Genomic DNA, 20,572 nt, shown 5'->3' on the forward strand with positions numbered 1-20,572 from the left:
ACGTGGATTGATCGAAGAAAGACCAAAATAGATGACTCACAGTGAGTACCCATCCGCAGCCGATGCAGTGACGGACCTCATTCGGCGAGTGCCAGGATTCCCCGCCCAAAATGTTGTCTTTGAAGACCTGACTCCGGTGTTGGCGGACGCTCAGGCATTTCGTTTGATTGTTGACGAGCTAGCTGAAGCTGCCGAGCGATACGATGCCGATATTATCGGTGGGTTGGATGCTCGTGGTTTCCTTCTGGGTTCTGCGGTGGCATACCGGTTGGGACTTGGTATTCTTGCTGTCCGTAAGGAAGGTAAATTACCGCCACCAGTTTTCCACCGCAGCTACAACCTTGAATACGGAGAGTCTGCACTGGAAATTCCTCGGGACGGCATCGATCTCCGAGGCAAGAATGTCGTCCTTATCGATGACGTGCTTGCGACAGGAGGAACGCTGTGTGCGTCTCGTGAACTACTTGACGATGCCGGCGCTACTGTCGCTGGGTTGGCCGTTGTCCTCGAAGTTCAAGCCTTGGGAGGTCGTAAACGGTTAGCGGATCTCCCACTCACTGTTGTGGGAGAGCATAGTGAGTGACCGGTCGCCTTCACGCGTAGGCTCGGTGAGCGCACGCCTGGCACGCAGCCTCACAGGCCAGAATCGTGCTAGGTACAATCCAGTCCTTGAACCAATGCTAACGATCCATCGTAAAGTTCACCCCAAAGCCAACGTTTTCCTGATCAACCGTGCGTATGAGACAGCCGCACAACTTCATGATGGCGTGTTCAGGAAATCGGGTGAACCCTATATCACGCATCCTCTTGCCGTGGCGACTATCTGTGCTGAAATTGGCATGGACACAACCACTATCATCGCAGCATTGCTCCACGATACGGTAGAAGATACCGAGTACACTCTCGATGAATTGGAGCATGATTTTGGCCCGGAGGTTGCTCACCTTGTCGACGGTGTGACAAAACTCGATAAAGTTGCTCTAGGTTCGGCAGCCGAAGCTGAGACAATCAGAAAGATGATTGTCGCGATGGCGGATGATCCTGGCGTTTTGGTAATTAAGGTTGCTGACCGTCTACACAACATGCGGACGATGCGTTTCCTCCCACCTGAAAAGCAAGGCAAGAAAGCCCGCCAAACACTTGAAGTCATCGCCCCCTTGGCTCATCGCTTAGGTATGGCAACGGTGAAGTGGGAACTCGAAGATCTCTCATTCGCTATTCTGTATCCAAAAAAATATCAAGAAGTCGTGCGATTGGTCGCTAACCGCGCACCAAAGCGGGACCAGTATATCGCTCGAGTATCCACGGAATTGCAGGCACGACTCAAGGACTACCACATCAGCACGGAGGTCGTCGGCCGACCAAAACATTACTGGTCGATCTACCAGAAAATGATCGTTCGGGGACGTGACTTCGATGAGATCTTTGACCTGGTTGGGGTTCGTGTGCTTGTTGATTCCATACAGGAATGCTACGCGGCCCTTGGTGCAGTACATACGCTCTACCAGCCCATGCCGGGCCGATTTAAGGACTATATTTCGACGCCGCGGTATGGCGTGTATGAATCCCTCCACACCACGGTGATTGGCCCCGATAACAAGCCACTTGAGATACAAATTCGTACTCATGAGATGCATTACAACGCTGAGTTCGGTATTGCAGCGCACTGGAGATATAAGGAGACAAAAGGGAGTAACAAAGGCTCTGCAAAAGAACTTGATCAGATGGCGTGGATGCGCCAGCTCCTCGATTGGCAACGTGAATCTGCCGATCCAAACGAGTTCATGGAAAATCTACGGTTTGATCTATCCGCGAACCAGATTTTCGCGTTCACCCCGAAAGGCGATGCTATTACATTGCCGTCGGGATCGACGCCCGTTGATTTCGCGTATGCTGTACACACCGAAGTTGGGCACCGGTGTATCGGTGCGAAAGTGAACGGTAAGCTAATAGCTCTCGAGTCAACACTACACACGGGGGATCGGGTTGAGGTCTTCACCTCGAAAGATCCAGAAGCTGGGCCGTCGAAGGATTGGGAATCGTTTGTTGTTTCACCCCGGGCGAAGACCAAAATCCGTCAATGGTTCGCTAAGGAACGACGAGAAGTAGCGCTCGAGGCGGGCCGAGATGCTCTCGCTGCGGAAATCCAACGTGGAGGGCTCCCGCTCCATCGGCTGTTTACACCGGAATCCATGCAGGCTATTGCTGGGCAGTTAAGTTTTGGCTCGGTTGATCAGCTCTACACAGCGATCGGACACAACAACATCCCTGCTGGACGTGTCGTCAACTTATTGATGGAACAGTTCGGTGGACAAGAGGAAGCAGAAAACGCGTTAGCGGCCCGTACCCCGTTATCACAGCTTCGGTCAAAGAAAAATGCACGTGCAGATTCTGCCGGAGTGCTTGTTGACGGTAATGCCGATTACATGGCGAAATTGGCGAGGTGCTGTACACCAGTACCGGGTGACGATATCTTTGGTTTCGTGACCCGGGGAGGCGGCGTAAGCGTTCACCGGACCGATTGCACCAATGCGCCGAAGTTGCGGGAGGAACCTGAGCGTCTCATTTCAGTGTCGTGGGCAGCTGAGCGTAGTGGAGCTGTGTTTACGGTGACACTTCAAATCGAAGGGCTTGACCGTCAGGGTCTTCTGTCTGATGTGACGCGGGCGGTATCAGACCAGAACGTTGCTATCCTGGCCACGAATTCTCATACCGCTGAGGATCGAGTTGCAGTGGTTCGGTTCACTTTTGAAGTCTCTGACATTAAGCAATTGGGATACCTCATGACGCAGTTGAGGAACATTGAAGGCGTCTTTGACGTGTTTCGCGTGACTTCAGGCGGCTAGTAGGAGTGCTCCGCGGGTATTTCACACCAGTACAGGATCTCTTTGCCAGCTTTTCAAGCCTGACACGTGGGACACCAAAATAGGTTTCGCCCGTCGATCTTCTTTTCCTCAATGAGAGTGCCACAGACGTAGCAGGCGAGGCCTGCACGTCGGTACACATACACTTCGCCACCGTGGGCGTCGACGCGAGGCTCGCGGTTCATCGCTTCTGGCATATGCTCTGGTCGCACGGTGTCGATTCGTCCGACCTGCACACCACGGGTCATGGTGGCAACGAGATCATCCCAGATTGCCTCAAGTTCATCGTTAGTGAGATCTTTACCCCGACGTTGTGGATTAAGACCTAGTCTAAATAGTGTCTCTGCTCGGTAAATATTGCCCACTCCGGCAAATATGTGCTGATCCATCAGGATGGTGCTAATTGGTTTCGACGAACGTTTCACTCGGGTAAAACTAGGCTTAGGATCGGCCCGTGGCGCCAGCGGATCAGCGCCGAGCTTGTCAATGACACTGTCCTTTTCGTCGTCGGTAATAAGTTTGCACCATTGTGGCCCACGTAAATCGGCTGCACGTGATGATGTGGCGATGCGTAGTCGCACCTGGCCGGTTGGTATGGCGAGATCAGAAAATCGGAGACTACCAATAAGACCAAGATGGATATAGATGATGTGCGCCGGCTGATGGGCTCCGAAGTCAATGAATAAATGTTTGCCATAAGCCACGGCCTGCGTCAGTGTCGTGTGGTTTATCTGAGCAGCTTCTGTGGTAAACCGCCCTTGTGGTGAGCTGACATCAACATCGTGGCCGGCAAACTCGCTGTTGAGGGTTGATGCGAGTCGATGAATAACATGACCTTCTGGCACTCTGCGTTTCCTTCATGGATAGGTGCGTGTTCTAACGATAGTTAATGACAACGATTCATATTAATGTGTCTTTCCCAACCTCAGTCACATTTGTAAGATCAAACAAAAACACAGACAAATCCATACTTTTTCTTACCACAGCAGAGTATGCGAGTCTTCATTACACTCAACGTTGGTTCGTTAACGAGAAAGGGTTGTATTCATGACAACAGCATCACAAACAGTAAAAGGTGTTATCTCCCGGCGAAAGAAAGCACCCGTCGAGGTTACAGACATTGTTATCCCAGAGCCAGGCGACAACGACGTCATTGTAGCCATCAAAACATGTGGACTGTGCCACACCGACATGGCGTACCGTGATGGTGGCATCACCGACGACTATCCATTTTTACTTGGCCACGAAGCAACCGCCGTTGTGGACCATATCGGCCCCAGAGTCACTCACGTCGCTGAGGGAGATACTGTGGTTCTCAACTGGCGCGCAGTATGTGGTGAGTGCCGCGCGTGTCAACGTGGAGAACAACACCTGTGTTTTAACACATTTAATGCCTCCAAGCCGATGACCTTGACAAATGGCACTAAAGTAACACCAGCGCTAGGAATCGGTGCCTTCGCCGAAAAGACCTTAGTCCACGAAAAGCAGTGCACAAAGGTTGATCCCGATGTTGATCCAGCGGCAGCAGGCTTACTGGGATGTGGAGTGATGGCCGGCCTTGGCGCTGCTGTGAATACTGGGGAGATCAAAGCAGGGGAGTCGGTCGCAGTCATCGGCGCAGGCGGCGTCGGCATGGCTGCTATAGCTGGCGCCGTGCTCGCCGGCGCCACCACGGTGATCGCCATTGATCTTTCTGATGGCAAACTGACAACGGCCAAGGAATTCGGGGCAACGCACACGATTAACCCAAGCACCTTGACCGCCTCTCGCGATGAGGATGATATTTCTCCTGAAAATCAGCCAGTTGTCAACGCTGTGAAAGCATTAACTAATGGCTTCGGAGTCGATGTTGCAATAGATGCAGTCGGTAGTCCGCAAACTTTTACTCAAGCGTTCTACATGCGCGATCTTGCGGGGCGCGTCATCCTCGTTGGTGTTCCGACACCGGACATGACGCTCGAACTGCCGTTTGTAGATCTTTTTTCTCACGGGGGAGCGATCAAACCATCCTGGTATGGCGATTGTCTGCCTGAACGCGACTTCCCGAGATATGTGACTCTTTTTCAGCAGGGAAAGTTCCCTTTAGACAAGTTCGTCACCGAACGTATTGGCATGTCTGAGGTTGAGGATGGTTTTGAAACAATGAAGAACGGAAACGTCCTGCGATCTGTGATGGTGGTATAACGCGATGGATACATGGAGACTCACAACCGAGGGTACGAGTGTCACTGGGCTGAAGATTAGCCGCGTGGTAACACACGGAACATTCACGCTCGATGGCGGGGAATGGGAAGTCGATAACAATGTTTGGGTAATCGGTGATGAGTCTGAATGCATCGTTATCGACGCGGCACATTCAGCAGAACCAATTATCGATGCGGTCAATGGACGTGAGGTCAAGGGGATTATGTGTACTCACGCACATAATGACCACATCACCGTGGCGCCAGCACTAGCAACCACGTTGGACACGCGTATCTTCCTTCATCCTGGTGATCAGATGTTATGGGACGATACCCATCCTCATGTCACCCACGACGACCTCTCCGATGGGCAAACCTTTACGATTGCTGACACCAGACTCTCGGTCATTAACACGCCGGGACATTCACCCGGGTCCTGCTGTTTTTATTTGCCGGAAGCTGCAGTTCTTTTCTCCGGCGACACGTTGTTCGCAGGTGGTCCAGGCGCGACAGGCCGGTCGTGGTCGTCATTCCCAACAATTATTGAATCTCTCACGACGCGTATCTTGACGCTGCCAGGTAGCACTGAAGTGTATACCGGCCACGGTGACGCGACGTCGATTGGTGAGGAAGCTCCGCACATCGAGGAGTGGATTGACCGTGGTTACTGAGGTCAGGAACAAGCCACACCTTTGACCTCAGTAACCACGGTGAGTGTCGGCTCGCAGGGCCTAACTGACGGCGGCCTTCGAGATTTTGACTTCTTCTTTCGGCGCCGTGTTGCCCCCATCTCCTTGAGGTTCTGTCGCGCCCTTAGCTGCAATGCCATCGATGGTCTTAAGCCCGTCGTCAGAGATTGACCCGAAGACGTTGTACTTAGGCGGTAGTGGTGAATCTTTATAGACCAAGAAGAACTGCGAGCCGTTGGTATTCTCGCCAGAGTTAGCCATAGCTAGAGTCCCACGCTTGTAGCGGAACGTTTGGTTCTTGTCAGCGTCAGCCACTGAGTTCGTTGGATATTCGTCCTTGAACGAAAAGCCCGGACCGCCCTTACCCGAACCTGATGGGTCACCGCATTGAAGGACGAAGATTCCATCAGTGGTCAAACGATGACAAACAGTGTTGTTGTAGTAGCCCTGTTTAGCAAGAGCTTCAATGGCATTAACAGTGCACGGGGACTGCGAACGATCCATTGTGACTGGAATATCACCTCTGTTTGTGTGCAAGGTGACTTTAACGGTTCCTTGTGCCGAAATTTTGTCATGGCCAGGCAGCTCAGCAGGTCGTGCGTCGGGTTGATTAACCTTGGTGTAGTCACATGTCACTGATGTGCCGTAATTGGCTTTGACCATCGATGGAAGGTCTTTTAGCTTTTGTGGTTCAGCCGTGCTGGTATCGCTTGATGCCGCTGTATTATTTTTATTGTCACCCCCGGAGGTCGCAGCCCAGTAAATGCCCCCAGCTACCGCTACAAGGATGACCACAGTAGCGGCGACAACCCCCAGTGGGCGTGCTTTCTCTACGCGGTTACGCTTCTTCAGCTCTTTCTCCAGGGCGGAAAAGGCTTCCTCGCGCCTTTGCTTGTTGGTGCTCACTAGGAATCACTTTCTATCAGGCTCGTGAATGATGGTCACGGGTGCAGAACCGTCGTTGCACATGAGAAGAATGCACGTGGTTAGCGGTGACTGTTTCCCGCTCCGACATCCTACTATGCCTACCATGGACTAATGAGTAACGACGTCACCATCACCATGTTCACTGTCGGCGCATTAAGTACCAATTGCTATCTTTGTTCTCGCGGTAGCGACGCGATTGTGATTGATCCGGGGCATGGCGCCCACCAGCCTGTTTTCTCATACGTCGACGATCATGACCTCACGGTGAAGGGTGTATTTCTCACACATGGACACCTTGATCACAGTCGTGATGCTGGTGTCATTGCTAATCAATTTTCGGTGCCGGTATGGCTCCATCCGGCTGATCATTTTATGCTGAAAGATACCTCTGGGCTCTTTCGTATGATCGATCAAGTCCTGGACCACGACGCTATGGAGCAGCCGAATCGAATCGAACATTACACGATCCCGTGGTCGGACCCCTCCTTCGTTAATAATGGTCACAATAAGGGTCGTCCAGGCGTCAACGATGGTGTTGCAACGGATCCAAACCATGCGGCGTTCCCTCAAGTCGCAATAGGTCAACGGGTTGCTCTTGACACCGCCGTTGGCACCCTTACTGTCATTGGTGCACCGGGACATTCACCGGGGTCGACTATGTTCCTCCTTGGCGAGACATGTTTCAGCGGCGATGTCCTCTTCCGGGGAGGGGTGGGCCGTGTGGACTTGCCCGGTTCAGATCCATACTCGATGACGTCCACTTTGGCCGATGTCGTCAAGCACCTTCCACGTTCAACAGAGGTTCGTCCCGGACATGGACCTGCCACAACTATCGGAACTGAACTGGCTACCAATCCATTTCTTCGTGCTATCTAGGCTGTGTCTTTACTTTTGCTGGGGTTCGCCAGGCCGACGATCACTGTGGGGTCTTCGCTATAGTGTGAACTCGTGAGTACTTCCTCAAAGCCCCGTAAGTTCACTGGTCCTAAAGGTGTGCCTGATTATGTGCCACCCAACTCGCACGAATTCGACGCTGTTCGTTCGACGTTTCAGCATTGTGCAACAACAGCAGGATATGAGCCGGTCGAGCTTCCCATCTTTGAGGATACGTCGCTATTTGCTCGGGGAGTAGGAGAGTCGAGTGACGTCGTCACGAAGGAGATGTATACCTTCGAAGATCGTGGTGGTCGCTCTGTTACCCTGCGCCCTGAAGGAACGGCAGGCGTCATGCGGGCTGTGATCGAGCACGGGCTCGATCGTGGCCAGCTTCCTGTAAAGCTTGCGTACGCTGGGCCGTGTTTTCGGTATGAGCGACCACAAGCTGGACGTTATCGTCAGTTCCAACAGGTTGGTGTCGAAGCGATTGGTGCCGACGATCCAGCGTTGGATGTGGAAGTCATCGCACTTGCCTACCGCAGCTTTGCCAGGATTGGCCTCAGTGGATTCCGGTTGGAATTGACCTCGCTCGGTGACTCTACCTGCCGGCCTGCCTATAAGGAGGCGTTGCAAACGTTCTTGCGATCATTACCGCTCGATGAAGAAACGCAACGCCGAGTGGAAATCAATCCTCTCCGCATCCTTGATGATAAGCGCCCGGAGGTCAAAGACATGACGGCAGATGCCCCTCTCATGCTTGATTATCTTTCCGGTGACGCTCGTGAGCATTTTGACACAGTCACTGGGCTTTTGGACGATTTGTCCATTCCTTACACAATCAATCCGCGAATGGTACGCGGGTTGGACTACTACACAAAGACCTGTTTTGAGTTTGTTCATGATGATCTTGGCGCCCAATCCGGGATTGGCGGTGGTGGGCGGTATGACGGTCTGATGGCTGAACTTGGTGGTCGTGATCTCTCGGGTGTGGGATTCGGCCTTGGTGTTGAACGTGCACTCCTCGCGCTGGAAACCGAGAAGAAAACCGTCACTGATGGCACCAGGGTCGATATATATGGCGTGCCTATGGGAGGCGAAGCCTGTCGGCGTATGCCCAGCATCATCGACGCTCTTCGACAGTCTGGAGTGCGTGCAGACATGGCATACGGTCGGCGTAGTCTCAAAGGGTCGATGAAGGCTGCCGACCGCGCAGGAGCACGTTTTGCTGTTGTTCTCGGCGACGATGAGCTCGCAGGATCCGCCATACAGTTAAAAGACTTACAGACAGGTGAACAAACCACTATTTCCCTGGATACATTCGTTGACGAAGTCCACAGACGGTTGGCGTCACCATCACAGGAGGCAATCCAGAATTGAGTTGCGATATGAACTCCAGCCATTGAGATACCACGAGAACTCGGATTAGATGGACGGGTAGTAGCACGAGGATTGTTCTCTGGCCTATGAGAGAAGCTGACAACAGTGAGGCGACCCCCCGAAGGAGTTTCGTCATCGGGTAAACTCACCGGTCGAGTGTGCCAGTGACGCTCTATAGCCGTGACCTCTGCATAGCCAGGGGTGCTATATAGGTGCTACCGACTCACCCTAGTGATAACCCTCTCATAACGTTTTTGGAAGGACTGCCCCGTGCATCGCACACACCTTGCCGGTGAACTTCGTTCTCACCACGTAGGCCAGACCGTGACAGTTAGCGGCTGGGTTGCTCGTCGCCGTGATCATGGTGGCGTGATTTTCATCGATTTGCGAGATCGGTCTGGGCTGGCACAGGTGGTATTCCGGGATACTGGCGTTGCTACACAAGCCCACCATCTTCGCAGTGAATACTGTATTCAAGTCACTGGTGTTGTCGATGCCCGACCCGAAGGCTCCGAAAATCCTAACTTGGAGTCTGGAGCGGTTGAGCTCAATGTCACTGAATTAACTATTCTAAATACGTCTGAAACTTTGCCATTCCAGATCGATGATCAATCCTCATCTGGCGATGTCGGCGAAGAAACCCGTCTCAAGTATCGTTACTTGGACCTTCGCAGGAAGACTCAGCATGAAGCATTGGTTCTTCGCTCCCGTGTCAACAATGCCGCAAGGTCGGTCCTTCATAAGCACAATTTTCATGAGATCGAAACACCGACTTTAACTCGGTCGACACCGGAAGGTGCTCGTGATTTTCTAGTGCCCGCACGCTTACGGCCGGGCTCATTTTACGCACTCCCACAGTCGCCTCAGCTATTTAAGCAACTTCTGATGATCGGTGGTATGGAGCGGTACTTCCAGATCGCGCGGTGTTACCGCGATGAAGACTTCAGGGCAGACCGTCAACCCGAATTCACTCAGCTCGATGTAGAGATGAGTTTCGTTGACCAGGACGATGTTATTGCCGTTGCGGAAGAAATCTTGACCGCTGTGTGGAAAGAAATCGGTTATGAGATCTCGACGCCGATTCCACGCATGACCTACGCCGACGCCATGAGGTATTACGGGTCAGATAAACCAGATCTTCGCTTCGATATCAAAATCGTAGAATGTACCGAGTTCTTTGCTAAGACCACGTTCCGTGTCTTCCAGAGTCCTTACGTAGGAGCAATTGTGATGGAAGGCGGCGCCTCCCAGCCGCGCCGACAACTCGATGCCTGGCAGGAATGGGCCAAACAGCGTGGCGCAAAAGGGTTGGCCTATATTCTTGTCGGTGACGATGGTGAACTCTCTGGCCCGGTTGCCAAAAACATCACAGATACAGAACGTGACACTATTGCCGACCACGTCGGCGCCAAGCCCGGGGATTGTATTTTCTTCGCAGCGGGGGACGTGAAGGCATCTCGGGCTTTACTGGGAGCAGCACGTGGCGAGGTTGCGCGCAAGCTTGGTCTCATCAAAGACGGAGAGTGGGCGTTCACCTGGGTTGTTGATGCCCCACTTTTTGAGCCTGCCGCTGATGCGACAGCTGACGGTGATGTTGCCCTTGGTCATTCTGCATGGACTGCAGTTCACCATGCTTTCACCTCACCAAAACCTGAGTGCATAGATTCCTTTGATACTGATCCAGGTACTGCACTCTCGTATGCCTACGACATTGTGTGCAATGGCAATGAGATTGGCGGCGGATCGATTCGTATTCATCGTCCCGATATTCAGCAGCGTGTATTTAACGTGATGGGCCTTTCCGATGAGGAAGCCCAGGAGAAATTCGGGTTTCTCCTTGAAGCAATGAAGTTTGGTGCTCCTCCGCACGGTGGTATTGCTTTCGGATGGGATCGCATTGTCTCTCTCTTGGGAGGTTTCGACTCAATCCGTGATGTCATTGCATTCCCGAAGTCTGGCGGCGGAATAGACCCATTGACAGAGGCACCAGCCCCAATTACGCCTGAACAGCGTAAAGAGGCTGGCATCGATGCGAAACCCAAACAGAAAGAAACGAAGAAGTGATTCCCTGTGGGGACACGCGAATTGTCGGAATGTACCACGCGGGATGTGGGCATTCCGAGGACTCTTAAGGAGTAGTGGCACACCGTGCTATCCACCGATGCGGCCATCCGAGCAGCCTCTGATCTTCTGGGCAATAGGCTTGGTGGCCAACCCCATCTTTCAGATCCTGAAGTCCTGGGAGGGTCTGGAGCTGCGTTAGTCGTACGCGCACGTGTTGCTACCAACCCGTTTGTGCATGAACGAACGGTCATCATTAAACAGCTTCCGCCCGAGGCGTTGAATGGCCCCGACCCTGCACTTATTCGTGAGATTGTTGCCTATCAATTCACCAACACGCTTGCTAACGAGTCCCGGCCAGGGCCCGTCATGCTGGCATATGACATTGATAAAAGGCTTCTAGTTACCACTGATGCAGGCTCTGCTGACAACCTTATCGACGTTTGGAACACCTGTTCCGATGATGATAAAGCCAAGCTCGTTCGGTCTTTGGGCACATCGCTGGGGCGTATGCATCGTGCGACGGCTGGGGCGGAGGATGATTTCGCTATCTTGCTTCGACGGATGATGTCGCGTGCAAAAATCGGACGCGAATTAGTCGTAGCCCGTGGACGCGTACTTGCTGATGCGATTGGCTACGGGCTGACGATGGTGCGCGAGCTAGGTGTTGATGTGTCTCCAGAGGTTGCCGATTTCGCGACGGACTCAGCGCGGCGGTTGGCCTCGGGACAGCATCGGGCGTTTACCCCCTTTGACTTATCACCCGACAACATTCTCTGTGGTAAGCAACGCATTACGTATCTCGATTTCGAGTGGGCAGGATTTCGAGATGTGACATTTGACGTTGCATGCGTTATTGCTGGTTTTCCTCAGTACGCGGAAGGATCAGCTCTCAGCGGTGATTTAAGTCGGAAATTTATCAATGCGTGGCGACACGAAGTAAGCGAAATGTGGCCGAATGTTCTTGATGATGAACGCTTACGGGCTCGGATTGTGACAGCTCTCGTTGGTTGGGCGCTACTGTCACTTGCCATTGTGGAAGCCGGGGGACTATCAGCACTCATCGACAATGTCCTGGTGTCTACTCGACGCGAGGCTCAGGAACACGAAAGTCATGCCCGTCATGGCGAGACCTCTACCAGTACGACCTCGTGTAGCCCTATTGAGTTAGCGTGGGGAGAGCAAATTTTCGAAGGTCGATCACGAACACACGATCAATTGGTTATCCGCCGCGATATTATTCAAACTTTTGAAGCCCTCGCTGCACTCGCAGACCGCGGAAACGATCCCCGTTTTCCTGCTGTATCAGCATTTGCCAACGATGTTTGTTCGGCCGTCCGCAACCTAGAGCGGTCAGGAACCTAATCGATGAAGGAGGACGACACAACGTCATCTCAGGCTGGACTATTTGGAGAATCCTCAATGGCCCCGGCACCACCATCGCAGTCATCTGACGACTATTTTCATCCGGGTTCATCGGCGCCATTAGCGGTCCGAATGCGGCCACGAAGTCTAGATGATGTCGTCGGCCAAGAACCGGTATTGGGCCCTGGTTCACCGTTGCGTCGACTCATTGAGGGAGCGGGAGAGTCCTCAGTCATTCTTTTTGGGCCTCCAGGCACGGGAAAGACGACTATTGCCTCCTTAGTCTCGGCGGCTACAGGTCGACGTTTCCGCGTTCTTTCTGCTCTGAATTCCGGGGTGAAGGAAATCCGTGGTGTCGTGAGAGAAGCCCAGCAGGCGCTTATTGAAGGTACCCAGACCGTCTTGTTCATCGATGAAGTTCATCGTTTTTCGAAAACACAGCAAGATGCGCTTTTAGCGGCGGTCGAGAATCGAACAGTGCTACTGGTCGCTGCGACAACTGAGAACCCTAGCTTCGCGGTTGTCGGCCCACTTCTATCGCGATCATTGCTTGTTCGCCTTCAGCCTCTTAATGATCAGGCGATCCGTACCGTCATCCGTCGAGCAGTCTCATCGGCGGACGGACTTGCTGACCGTATTTCCATCGATGATGACGCTGTCAACGCGATCGTTGCCATGGCTGGAGGCGATGCTCGTCGGGCCCTGACGTATGTGGAGGCGTCCGCGCAGTCGTTGAATGACGGTGAGACTATTACAACTGCGATCATCACCAGCAATATTGACCGAGCTGTTGTGAAATATGATCGTGACGGTGATCAACATTTTGACGTGATTAGTGCGTTCATTAAATCGATTCGTGGATCTGATGTTGATGCTGCAGTGCACTATTTAGCCAGGATGGTGGAGGCAGGGGAGGATCCGCGCTTTATCGCGCGGCGGCTTGTCATTCTCGCGAGTGAAGATATTGGTATGGCCGATCCAACGGCTTTACACAGTGCGGTTGCGGCACTGCATGCAGTATCAATGGTCGGGATGCCTGAGGCGCGCATTACATTGGCCCAAGCGACCATTCATCTTGCGACGGCTGCCAAATCTAATGCAGTAATTACTGCGATTGATGCAGCTATTAAGGATGTTCGTGAAGGGAAAGGTGGATCGGTTCCTGCACATTTGAGGGATGGTCACTATGAGGGTGCTGCTAGGGTTGGTAGCGCTATCGGGTATGCGTATCCTCACGATGATCCACGGGGTGTGGTTACTCAGCAATATCCACCGGATGACGTAATGAACGCTAAGTATTATGTTCCCACTGAACACGGTCATGAACGGGGAATGCAAGCACGGCTTGATGTCATCAATCGAATTGTTAGAGGTAAGTCGTGACACCTTCCCTCCTTTTTATTTGAAACCCTGCAGAATCTGGGTATGCGACATACTCTAGTCACCACTTACTTTTTATCTAGTGGTGGCCATGGTGAGGACGTGGTCGTTGAGGAGCTGACCATAGCATGCAGGAATTCATTGTCGCCCGGTGGCAGGACATTCTCTTTAGGTGCTATCAACATGGAAGTCTTGTTCTTCAATCGCTGATTCTTGCTTCTGCTATCGCTCTGGTGATGGCAGTGATTGTCATATCATGTCCATCGTTAGCCCCCATTGCGAGTGCTGTTACTGCCGTTGGGCTCACTATTCCGTCGTTCGCTCTATTAGGCCTTTTGATCCCTCTCGTGGGAATAGGGACGCTACCATCTGTTGTCGTCGTGTGCTTTTATGCTGTTTTGCCCATTCTTCGGAATGCTGTGGTCGGGTTGGAGGGGGTGAGCCCAACGTTGGTCGAAGCTGCACGAGGCCAGGGGATGAGCACCCTTGGGGTCCTCATGCGTGTCAAGTTGCCTCTCGCCTGGCCGGTCATCATGACAGGGATTCGTGTGTCTGCACAAATGTCGATGGGGGTTGCCGCTATCGCTGCATACGTATTGGGCCCAGGGCTTGGGTCGTACATTTACACCGGTCTTAGTCAGATCGGTGGTGCGAATGCCGTCAACTATGCCGTCGTTGGCACCGTCGGGGTCATCGTCGTTGCACTTGCCGTTGACCTTATTCTGATCGGATTTGGCTGGTTAACAACACCACGAGGCTTGAGAAGGTAATCATGCTGCCATTCAATTCACCGTGGTCCCACAATGCAGCTGTCCAGTGGGACTTTCAGTCGTCATCTCATGAGTCCCATGCCTCGGGTGTCAATATTATTTTTGATCAGGTAGAGAAGAGATTTCCGGGGCAACGGTCTCCTGCGGTGTCGTGTCTCAACCTCACGATTCATGCGGGGGAGACCGTGGTATTTGTCGGCCCCTCAGGGTGCGGGAAAACGACGTCCCTGAAGATGATCAATCGCCTCATCGAGCCAACATCCGGTCGTATTTTTATTGATGGCGACGACATTACACAGAGAAATGCCACCGAGCTTCGTCGGAAGGTTGGTTACGTTATTCAGGGCGGAAGTCTGCTCCCGCATTTGACGGTAAGAGACAATGTAGGCCTTGTTCCCGGTCTTCTGAAGTGGAAAAAGGATGATATCGTCAGGAGGTCGGACGAGCTCCTTGAGATGGTCGGTCTTGACCCCGCAATATATCGCGATCGCTACCCGGGAGAGCTGTCCGGGGGTCAACAGCAGCGGGTGGGGGTTGCTCGTGGTTTAGCTGCTGATCCACCTGTTGTCCTTATGGATGAACCGTTCGGAGCTGTTGATCCAATCACGAGAAATCGGTTGCAAGACGAGCTCTTGTCGATTCAGAAAGAGCTCCACAAGACGATTATCTGTGTATCGCATGATATTGATGAGGCCATCAAGTTAGGGGACAAAATCGTCATCTTTAATGTCGGAGGAGTTGTTGAGCAATATGACACACCTCAAAATATTTTGGCATCACCGGCGAGCGATTTCGTTGCCAACTTCGTCGGGACTGGATCACACTTAAAGCAATTAGCGTTACTGAAGGTGTCGGATGTTCACCTCGACCAACCACAAACATGTCGCATCGGCGAGCGCGTTGATGTTGTCATCGATCGGGTCAGACGAGCTGCAGATGATTCAGTTGTCATCCTTGATGAGCACGACAGGCCCAAAGATTGGGTTTATCTCACGAGCCTAGTTCGATGTGACGACGTTCCGTTGCCGACTGGCGAACTTCACACTGTTGTTGATGTTCATTCCACGCTTAACAATGCTCTAGATTCCATGCTGTCGTCGAGTCATGGCGGGACGATAGTAACCGACCGAGGCCGATATGTTGGAACCATTAACTATGCGCAGATCAATCAGTATGTTCATCAGCAAACGAGACCTACCCGTGATACTGGGTCTATCTTGAGGGAGTCGACCAAGGACCGTGATGTTGATGGTTAGTCATGGAAACACTCCAGACCTAGTGAGCCGCCATCCACGGGGCTATGGGTGGAATAGACTGAGCAATTTTGGTCTAACGAGAGAGGACAGACTTCTCGTCTGTGGAACCCCGGTCGTCATTGTGGTCGTGTTGGGGGCGTGGTTGATTTGGCGGTGTACTGCCGACCTTAGTGAAGTTGAGCTTCGCCAATTAGCGTGGCAGGTCATCGCCGAGCGAGCCATCGAGCACCTCTTTATCGTCGTCGTATCAGCGGCGATTGTTCTCGCAGCGGGGATACCGTTGGGAATCATTCTCACGCGGCGTTGGATGACTTGGTTAATACCTTTTGTCACTGTAGTCGGTAACGCAGGCCAGTCAGCACCTGTCATTGGTGTGATTGTGTTGCTTGCCATGTGGCTGGGCTTTGGCACTCCGGTAGCGATCCTCGCACTGTCGCTCTACGCATTCTTGCCGGTCTTGGCGAACACCATCACTGGGTTGAAAGGTGTCGATATCCAGTTGATTGAAAGCGGGCGGGGGATGGGTATGACCCCCTGGCAAGTTCTGTGCCGCATCGAGATGCCACTCGCATCGTCGGTCATTATGAATGGCATCCGCACAGCTTTGGTTTTACTGGTCGGTGTCGGAGCCTTCGCTACATTTATCGACGCTGGTGGCTTAGGGTCCTTGATACAGTCCGGAATTGTATTGTTTCGCTACCGTGTGTTGGTGTCTGGTGCAGTCCTCGTAGCGTTGTTAGCTCTTTTTGTCGATTGGATTGCTCGCGTAATGGGTATCATTATCTCACCACGGAGGGTCTCTTGAGCACTAAGGAGTGTGGTAGAAAGCTCCGTAGATCACCGAAACACCATTGCCTCACAAGTAAGTGGTCTGCGTGTAGTCATATTTGTTGTCGGTCAGGGTGGAAACCCACGCAACGATGCATTTCTGCCATGCTGTCCATTTTTCTCTGTGGGTCAGTGGTTGCGTGTGGACTAGGGACCTCTGGTGGGTTTACTCACAGCGGTCGCCTGTCAGGATCATTAACAGGACAGTCTGTTAAGGGTGCTCGTATCGCCGTCGGATCGAAAAATTTCACGGAACAAATTGTGCTAGGAAAAATCGCAGTCATCCTTCTGAGGTCTGCGGGAGCGCATGTCGACGATCTGACCAGTATCCCCGGCTCAAACAGTGCCCGTTCTGCGATGATGAACGGAAACATTCAGCTGTTGTGGGATTACACTGGGAGTGGTTGGATTTCATATTTAGGCCACGATAATCCCATCGACGATAGTTATCAACAATATGTGGCGGTTCGGGATGCCGATAAGAGGAATGGGTTGACGTGGCTACCCCCGGCGCCCATGAACAACACATATGGGTTAGCAATACGGGACGATAAAGCACAGCGACTAGGCATCACAACGATATCCCAGTTGAAAAATATTCCACCGTCAGAGCGAACATTTTGTCTCGAGTCGGAGTTCGCGAACAGGAATGATGGTTTCCAGCCGCTACTCACGAAATATGGGATTCCCAGAGTCAGCGAGTCTAATCTCTCCCTGATGGATACTGGTGCGATTTATTCGGCGACCGCCCACGGGAGTTGCAACTTTGGTGAAGTCTTTACGACGGATGGTCGCATCACAGCTCTACGTTTACGAACGCTGGAGGATGACCAGCATTTCTTCCCGAAATACAATGTTTCGCCGGTGTTTCGGACAGAGGTGTATAAAAAGTACCCCCAGGTCAAAGGAATATTTGGCCCAGTTTCGCAGAAACTCACCAATGATGTTCTTCGTAATTTGAATGGCAAGGTCGATGTGGATGGGGAGGATCCTTCTGATGTTGCGTGGGATTGGCTCCGCGATCAAGGCTTTGTGAGGTAGTCAGTCCGTGTGTGGATAAGGTGCTCGTGACCTCATCAGCGGGGTGGGGGTGGGCGTCGCCCTGGACCAATGAAGGCTCGTGGTCGTTGACACCTGTTGTTATATTTGTTGCTCCACGCGGTACTGTGTGTGCTAGACGGTACAGTGTTTACCGACCATTTTTGTTAATGCCAGCTCCGCATCTGCCGGGCTTTGCTTGTCTACGTAGTGTCGTTACTGGGCGTTCATGATGTGGATGACGAGGTTACCGATAGCGTGTGGGGGATTCACCATGTAAAAAGCGAGGTTCGTTCGTGTATACACACGAGATCAGGGAACGGTTCACGGAACATTTTGTTAAAGCTGGGCATACGTCTGTTCCTAGCGCGTCGCTGATCCTTGATGATCCGAATCTACTGTTTGTAAACGCAGGGATGGTTCCTTTTAAACCGTATTTCTTGGGTCAGCAGACGCCGCCATTTGACACCGCCACCTCTATTCAAAAGTGCGTGCGCACCTTGGATATCGACGAAGTCGGCATGACGACACGGCATAACACGTTTTTCCAGATGGCAGGTAATTTCTCCTTTGGTAACTACTTTAAAGAAGGAGCTATTAGCCATGCGTGGAGCCTGCTGACCAACTCAGTTGATAATGGCGGGTTCGGCCTGGACCCTGATCGACTGTGGGTGACTATCTTTCAGGATGATGACGAGGCCGGCGATATATGGCACGAGAAAATCGGGATTCCGCGCGAGCGTATTCAACGTTTAGGAATGGCTGATAACTACTGGTCAATGGGAATCCCCGGGCCATGTGGGCCGAGTTCCGAGATCTACTATGACCGTGGGCCGGAATTTGGCAAAGAGGGGGGTCCGGTTGTTGACGACACTCGGTATATCGAGATCTGGAACCTCGTCTTCATGGAAAAGGAACGTGGCGAGGGAATTGGCAAAGAGGATTTTGAGATTCTGGGATCCCTCCCGAAAAAAAATATTGATACCGGTTTGGGTATTGAACGGGTGGCGTGCATCCTTCAGGGTGTCGATAACGTTTATGAAACTGACCTTCTTCGGCCAGTCATTGACGTTGCGGAAGATGTGAGTGGTACCACCTACGGCAAAGAGCATACTGATGATGTTCGGTTCCGGGTCATTGCCGATCATTGTCGTACAGCTCTGATGTTGATTCTCGATGGCGTCGCCCCCAGTAACGAAGGGCGCGGCTATATTTTGCGGCGTCTGTTGCGACGAATTGTTCGGTCTGCCCGGCTTCTTGGTGCTTCGCAGGAAACCATGGAGCGTTTCATGGAGACGGTCCGCACCACCATGACACCGTCATATCCCGAAATCGAGGAGAACTGGGAGCGTATTCGTTCAACTGCTGTTGCTGAGGAAAAGGCATTTCTGGCGACGTTGGAGTCTGGAGAAAAACTCTTTTCGACGATCGCGAAGGATATTAAGGATCGCGGTGAATCGACGTTTTCCGGTGAAGACGCATTTGTGCTGCATGATACGCACGGTTTTCCCGTCGATCTGACTGCTGAGATGGCTCACGAGCACGGGTTAGCCTTGGACCGTGACGCGTTCGATCGCCATATGCAGGATCAGAAAGCTCGCGCCAAAGCTGATAGCCAGGCGAAAAAGCATGGCCATGCTGATTTATCTGTGTACCGGCCGTTCGTGGATAATTATCCGACGACGTTTACTGGTTACGACTCGCTTGACGATGAAGGCACTGTTCTGGGGTTGGTGGCCGCCGGTCAACTCGTCGATAAAGCATCTGAGGGAGACCACGTCGACGTTATTCTTGATCGCACTCCGTTCTATGCAGAGTCGGGCGGCCAGATGGCTGATCATGGAACGTTATCAGCTGCTAGTGCCCAGTTGGTCGTGAATGATGTTCAAAAGATCGGTAAAAAGCTGTGGGTTCATAAAGCAGTTGTCACTGGCGGTGAAGTGGCCGTAGGTATGACTGTGAATAGCGCAGTTGACCGCACGTGGCGCCATGCCGCCCGTCAAGCTCATTCGGGTACGCACGTGATCCATGCTGCGTTACGCCATGTATTGGGGCCAACAGCTGTTCAGGCTGGATCGATGAATAAGCCTGGTTACCTACGCTTTGATTTCAACTTCAACCGTCCTCTCACCGAGGAGCAGGTGAACGATATCCAAAACATTGCTAATTCAGCGGTAGATTCAGATTACGCGGTCAATACTGTTGAAATGTCTCTCGATGAGGCAAAGAAGATGGGGGCGATGGCCCTCTTCGGACAAAACTATGGTGATCAGGTTCGTGTCGTGGAAATCGGCGGGCCATTTTCCATGGAGCTTTGTGGTGGTACCCATGTTGACCATTCGTCTCAGATTGGTCCGATTGCGGTATTGGGTGATTCATCTGTGGGATCGGGAGCGCGTCGCATCGAGGCATATACGGGTATGGATTCCTTCCGTTATTTGGCTCAGCAGCGTACGACGCTCAGTACGGTCGCCTCGTCGCTGAAGGCTCCTGCTTCTGACGTTCCTGACCGTGTTGACCAATTGGCGGCACGCCTTCATGACGCTGAGCGTGCAGTAGCGCGAGCCCATCAGCAGCACCTTCAGTTAAAGGCCCAGGAATTCGTCGCGAATGCTCAACTTGTCAATGGAGTTCGTGTTGTTGCTGAGCACATTTCCAACGTAGAGGCAAAAGATCTACGTATGATGGCGCACGACCTCACGAATCGGTTGGGTGCTGACGCTGCGTGTGTGGTCCTGATCAGTTCAATAGATAGCAAAGTTCCCTTTGTCGTTGCCGCGAATGATGTAGCAACCAGACGCGGAGTTAACGCGAACGCACTTGTGAAAGTTATCGGACACTCCGTCGGTGGACGTGGGGGTGGAAAGCCGGATATGGCCCAGGGTTCGGGAAATGATGCAACGGGTATTCCCGGTGCACTCGACGAAGTTTTTGAGTTTATGAAGACGCGAGGATAGT

At 52.4% G+C, this 20,572-nt stretch carries 16 protein-coding genes; 14 read left to right on the plus strand and 2 right to left on the minus strand.

The annotated features are described in order from the left end of the window. Positions 1-31 precede the first annotated feature (31 nt). Positions 32-583, plus strand: coding sequence for an adenine phosphoribosyltransferase (locus V5S80_RS03080; RefSeq protein ID WP_395169249.1), 552 nt, complete (start codon positions 32-34; stop codon positions 581-583). Between the two features lie 94 nt (positions 584-677). After that, positions 678-2,846, plus strand: a complete 2,169-nt coding sequence (locus V5S80_RS03085; RefSeq protein WP_395169250.1) for a RelA/SpoT family protein — start codon at positions 678-680, stop codon at positions 2,844-2,846. Between the two features lie 53 nt (positions 2,847-2,899). Here the strand turns inward: V5S80_RS03085 and V5S80_RS03090 are convergent, their stop codons facing one another. Further along, positions 2,900-3,709 carry an Fpg/Nei family DNA glycosylase gene (locus V5S80_RS03090; protein ID WP_395169251.1) on the minus strand — a complete coding sequence of 270 codons (810 nt, stop codon included), beginning with the start codon at positions 3,707-3,709 and terminating at the stop codon, positions 2,900-2,902. A gap of 202 nt (positions 3,710-3,911) precedes the next feature. Here V5S80_RS03090 and V5S80_RS03095 point away from each other — a divergent pair, with 202 nt between their 5' ends. Both V5S80_RS03095 and V5S80_RS03100 read left to right on the plus strand, forming a co-directional pair. After that, positions 3,912-5,048 carry an S-(hydroxymethyl)mycothiol dehydrogenase gene (locus tag V5S80_RS03095; RefSeq protein WP_395169252.1) on the plus strand — a complete coding sequence of 379 codons (1,137 nt, stop codon included), beginning with the start codon at positions 3,912-3,914 and terminating at the stop codon, positions 5,046-5,048. Positions 5,049-5,052: 4 nt separating this feature from the next. Continuing rightward, positions 5,053-5,718 (plus strand): MBL fold metallo-hydrolase, encoded by a 666-nt coding sequence (locus V5S80_RS03100; protein WP_395169253.1) that lies wholly within the window; start codon positions 5,053-5,055, stop codon positions 5,716-5,718. 60 nt (positions 5,719-5,778) lie between these two features. Here V5S80_RS03100 and V5S80_RS03105 read toward each other — a convergent pair whose 3' ends face one another. Then, positions 5,779-6,642, minus strand: coding sequence for a peptidylprolyl isomerase (locus tag V5S80_RS03105; protein ID WP_395169254.1), 864 nt, complete (start codon positions 6,640-6,642; stop codon positions 5,779-5,781). A 132-nt stretch (positions 6,643-6,774) separates the two neighbouring features. Between V5S80_RS03105 and V5S80_RS03110 the strand changes: the two genes are divergently transcribed. The 10 genes from V5S80_RS03110 (at position 6,775) to alaS (ending at position 20,571) form a co-directional block, all read left to right on the plus strand. Beyond that, positions 6,775-7,539 carry an MBL fold metallo-hydrolase gene (locus V5S80_RS03110; RefSeq protein WP_395169255.1) on the plus strand — a complete coding sequence of 255 codons (765 nt, stop codon included), beginning with the start codon at positions 6,775-6,777 and terminating at the stop codon, positions 7,537-7,539. A 72-nt stretch (positions 7,540-7,611) separates the two neighbouring features. Continuing rightward, entirely contained in the window at positions 7,612-8,916 is a 1,305-nt protein-coding gene (hisS, locus tag V5S80_RS03115) for a histidine--tRNA ligase (RefSeq protein ID WP_395169256.1), read from the plus strand. Positions 8,917-9,186: 270 nt separating this feature from the next. Further along, a complete protein-coding gene (aspS, locus tag V5S80_RS03120; protein WP_395169257.1) occupies positions 9,187-10,980 on the plus strand; it encodes an aspartate--tRNA ligase in 1,794 nt (597 codons plus the stop codon). 84 nt (positions 10,981-11,064) lie between these two features. Continuing rightward, a complete protein-coding gene (locus V5S80_RS03125; RefSeq protein ID WP_395169258.1) occupies positions 11,065-12,342 on the plus strand; it encodes a phosphotransferase family protein in 1,278 nt (425 codons plus the stop codon). A gap of 3 nt (positions 12,343-12,345) precedes the next feature. After that, positions 12,346-13,725 (plus strand): replication-associated recombination protein A, encoded by a 1,380-nt coding sequence (locus tag V5S80_RS03130; protein WP_395169259.1) that lies wholly within the window; start codon positions 12,346-12,348, stop codon positions 13,723-13,725. Positions 13,726-13,850: 125 nt separating this feature from the next. Then, the gene (locus V5S80_RS03135) at positions 13,851-14,492 is read left to right on the plus strand and encodes an ABC transporter permease (RefSeq protein ID WP_395169260.1); all 642 of its coding nucleotides are present in this window, start codon (positions 13,851-13,853) and stop codon (positions 14,490-14,492) included. 2 nt (positions 14,493-14,494) lie between these two features. Beyond that, positions 14,495-15,748, plus strand: coding sequence for an ABC transporter ATP-binding protein (locus V5S80_RS03140; RefSeq protein WP_395169261.1), 1,254 nt, complete (start codon positions 14,495-14,497; stop codon positions 15,746-15,748). 127 nt (positions 15,749-15,875) lie between these two features. Further along, positions 15,876-16,553, plus strand: a complete 678-nt coding sequence (locus V5S80_RS03145) for an ABC transporter permease (RefSeq protein WP_395169262.1) — start codon at positions 15,876-15,878, stop codon at positions 16,551-16,553. Between the two features lie 128 nt (positions 16,554-16,681). Beyond that, positions 16,682-17,617 carry a glycine betaine ABC transporter substrate-binding protein gene (locus tag V5S80_RS03150; RefSeq protein ID WP_395169263.1) on the plus strand — a complete coding sequence of 312 codons (936 nt, stop codon included), beginning with the start codon at positions 16,682-16,684 and terminating at the stop codon, positions 17,615-17,617. Positions 17,618-17,910: 293 nt separating this feature from the next. Continuing rightward, a complete protein-coding gene (alaS, locus tag V5S80_RS03155) occupies positions 17,911-20,571 on the plus strand; it encodes an alanine--tRNA ligase (protein WP_395169264.1) in 2,661 nt (886 codons plus the stop codon). Position 20,572: the final 1 nt, after the last annotated feature.

The sequence above is a fragment of the Corynebacterium sp. PCR 32 genome, from assembly GCF_037464985.1.
Classification (GTDB): Bacteria; Actinomycetota; Actinomycetes; order Mycobacteriales; family Mycobacteriaceae; genus Corynebacterium; species Corynebacterium kroppenstedtii_D.

Bases quoted from the DNA above. Each gene is read 5' to 3' on its own strand.
- V5S80_RS03130 (WP_395169259.1), top strand. From the start codon at position 12,346: ATGAAGGAGGACGACACAACGTCATCTCAGGCTGGACTATTTGGAGAA.
- V5S80_RS03140 (WP_395169261.1), top strand. From the start codon at position 14,495: ATGCTGCCATTCAATTCACCGTGGTCCCACAATGCAGCTGTCCAGTGG.
- V5S80_RS03110 (WP_395169255.1), top strand. From the start codon at position 6,775: ATGAGTAACGACGTCACCATCACCATGTTCACTGTCGGCGCATTAAGT.
- V5S80_RS03150 (WP_395169263.1), top strand. From the start codon at position 16,682: ATGCTGTCCATTTTTCTCTGTGGGTCAGTGGTTGCGTGTGGACTAGGG.
- V5S80_RS03135 (WP_395169260.1), top strand. From the start codon at position 13,851: ATGCAGGAATTCATTGTCGCCCGGTGGCAGGACATTCTCTTTAGGTGC.
- V5S80_RS03100 (WP_395169253.1), top strand. From the start codon at position 5,053: ATGGATACATGGAGACTCACAACCGAGGGTACGAGTGTCACTGGGCTG.
- V5S80_RS03085 (WP_395169250.1), top strand. From the start codon at position 678: ATGCTAACGATCCATCGTAAAGTTCACCCCAAAGCCAACGTTTTCCTG.
- V5S80_RS03095 (WP_395169252.1), top strand. From the start codon at position 3,912: ATGACAACAGCATCACAAACAGTAAAAGGTGTTATCTCCCGGCGAAAG.
- V5S80_RS03080 (WP_395169249.1), top strand. From the start codon at position 32: ATGACTCACAGTGAGTACCCATCCGCAGCCGATGCAGTGACGGACCTC.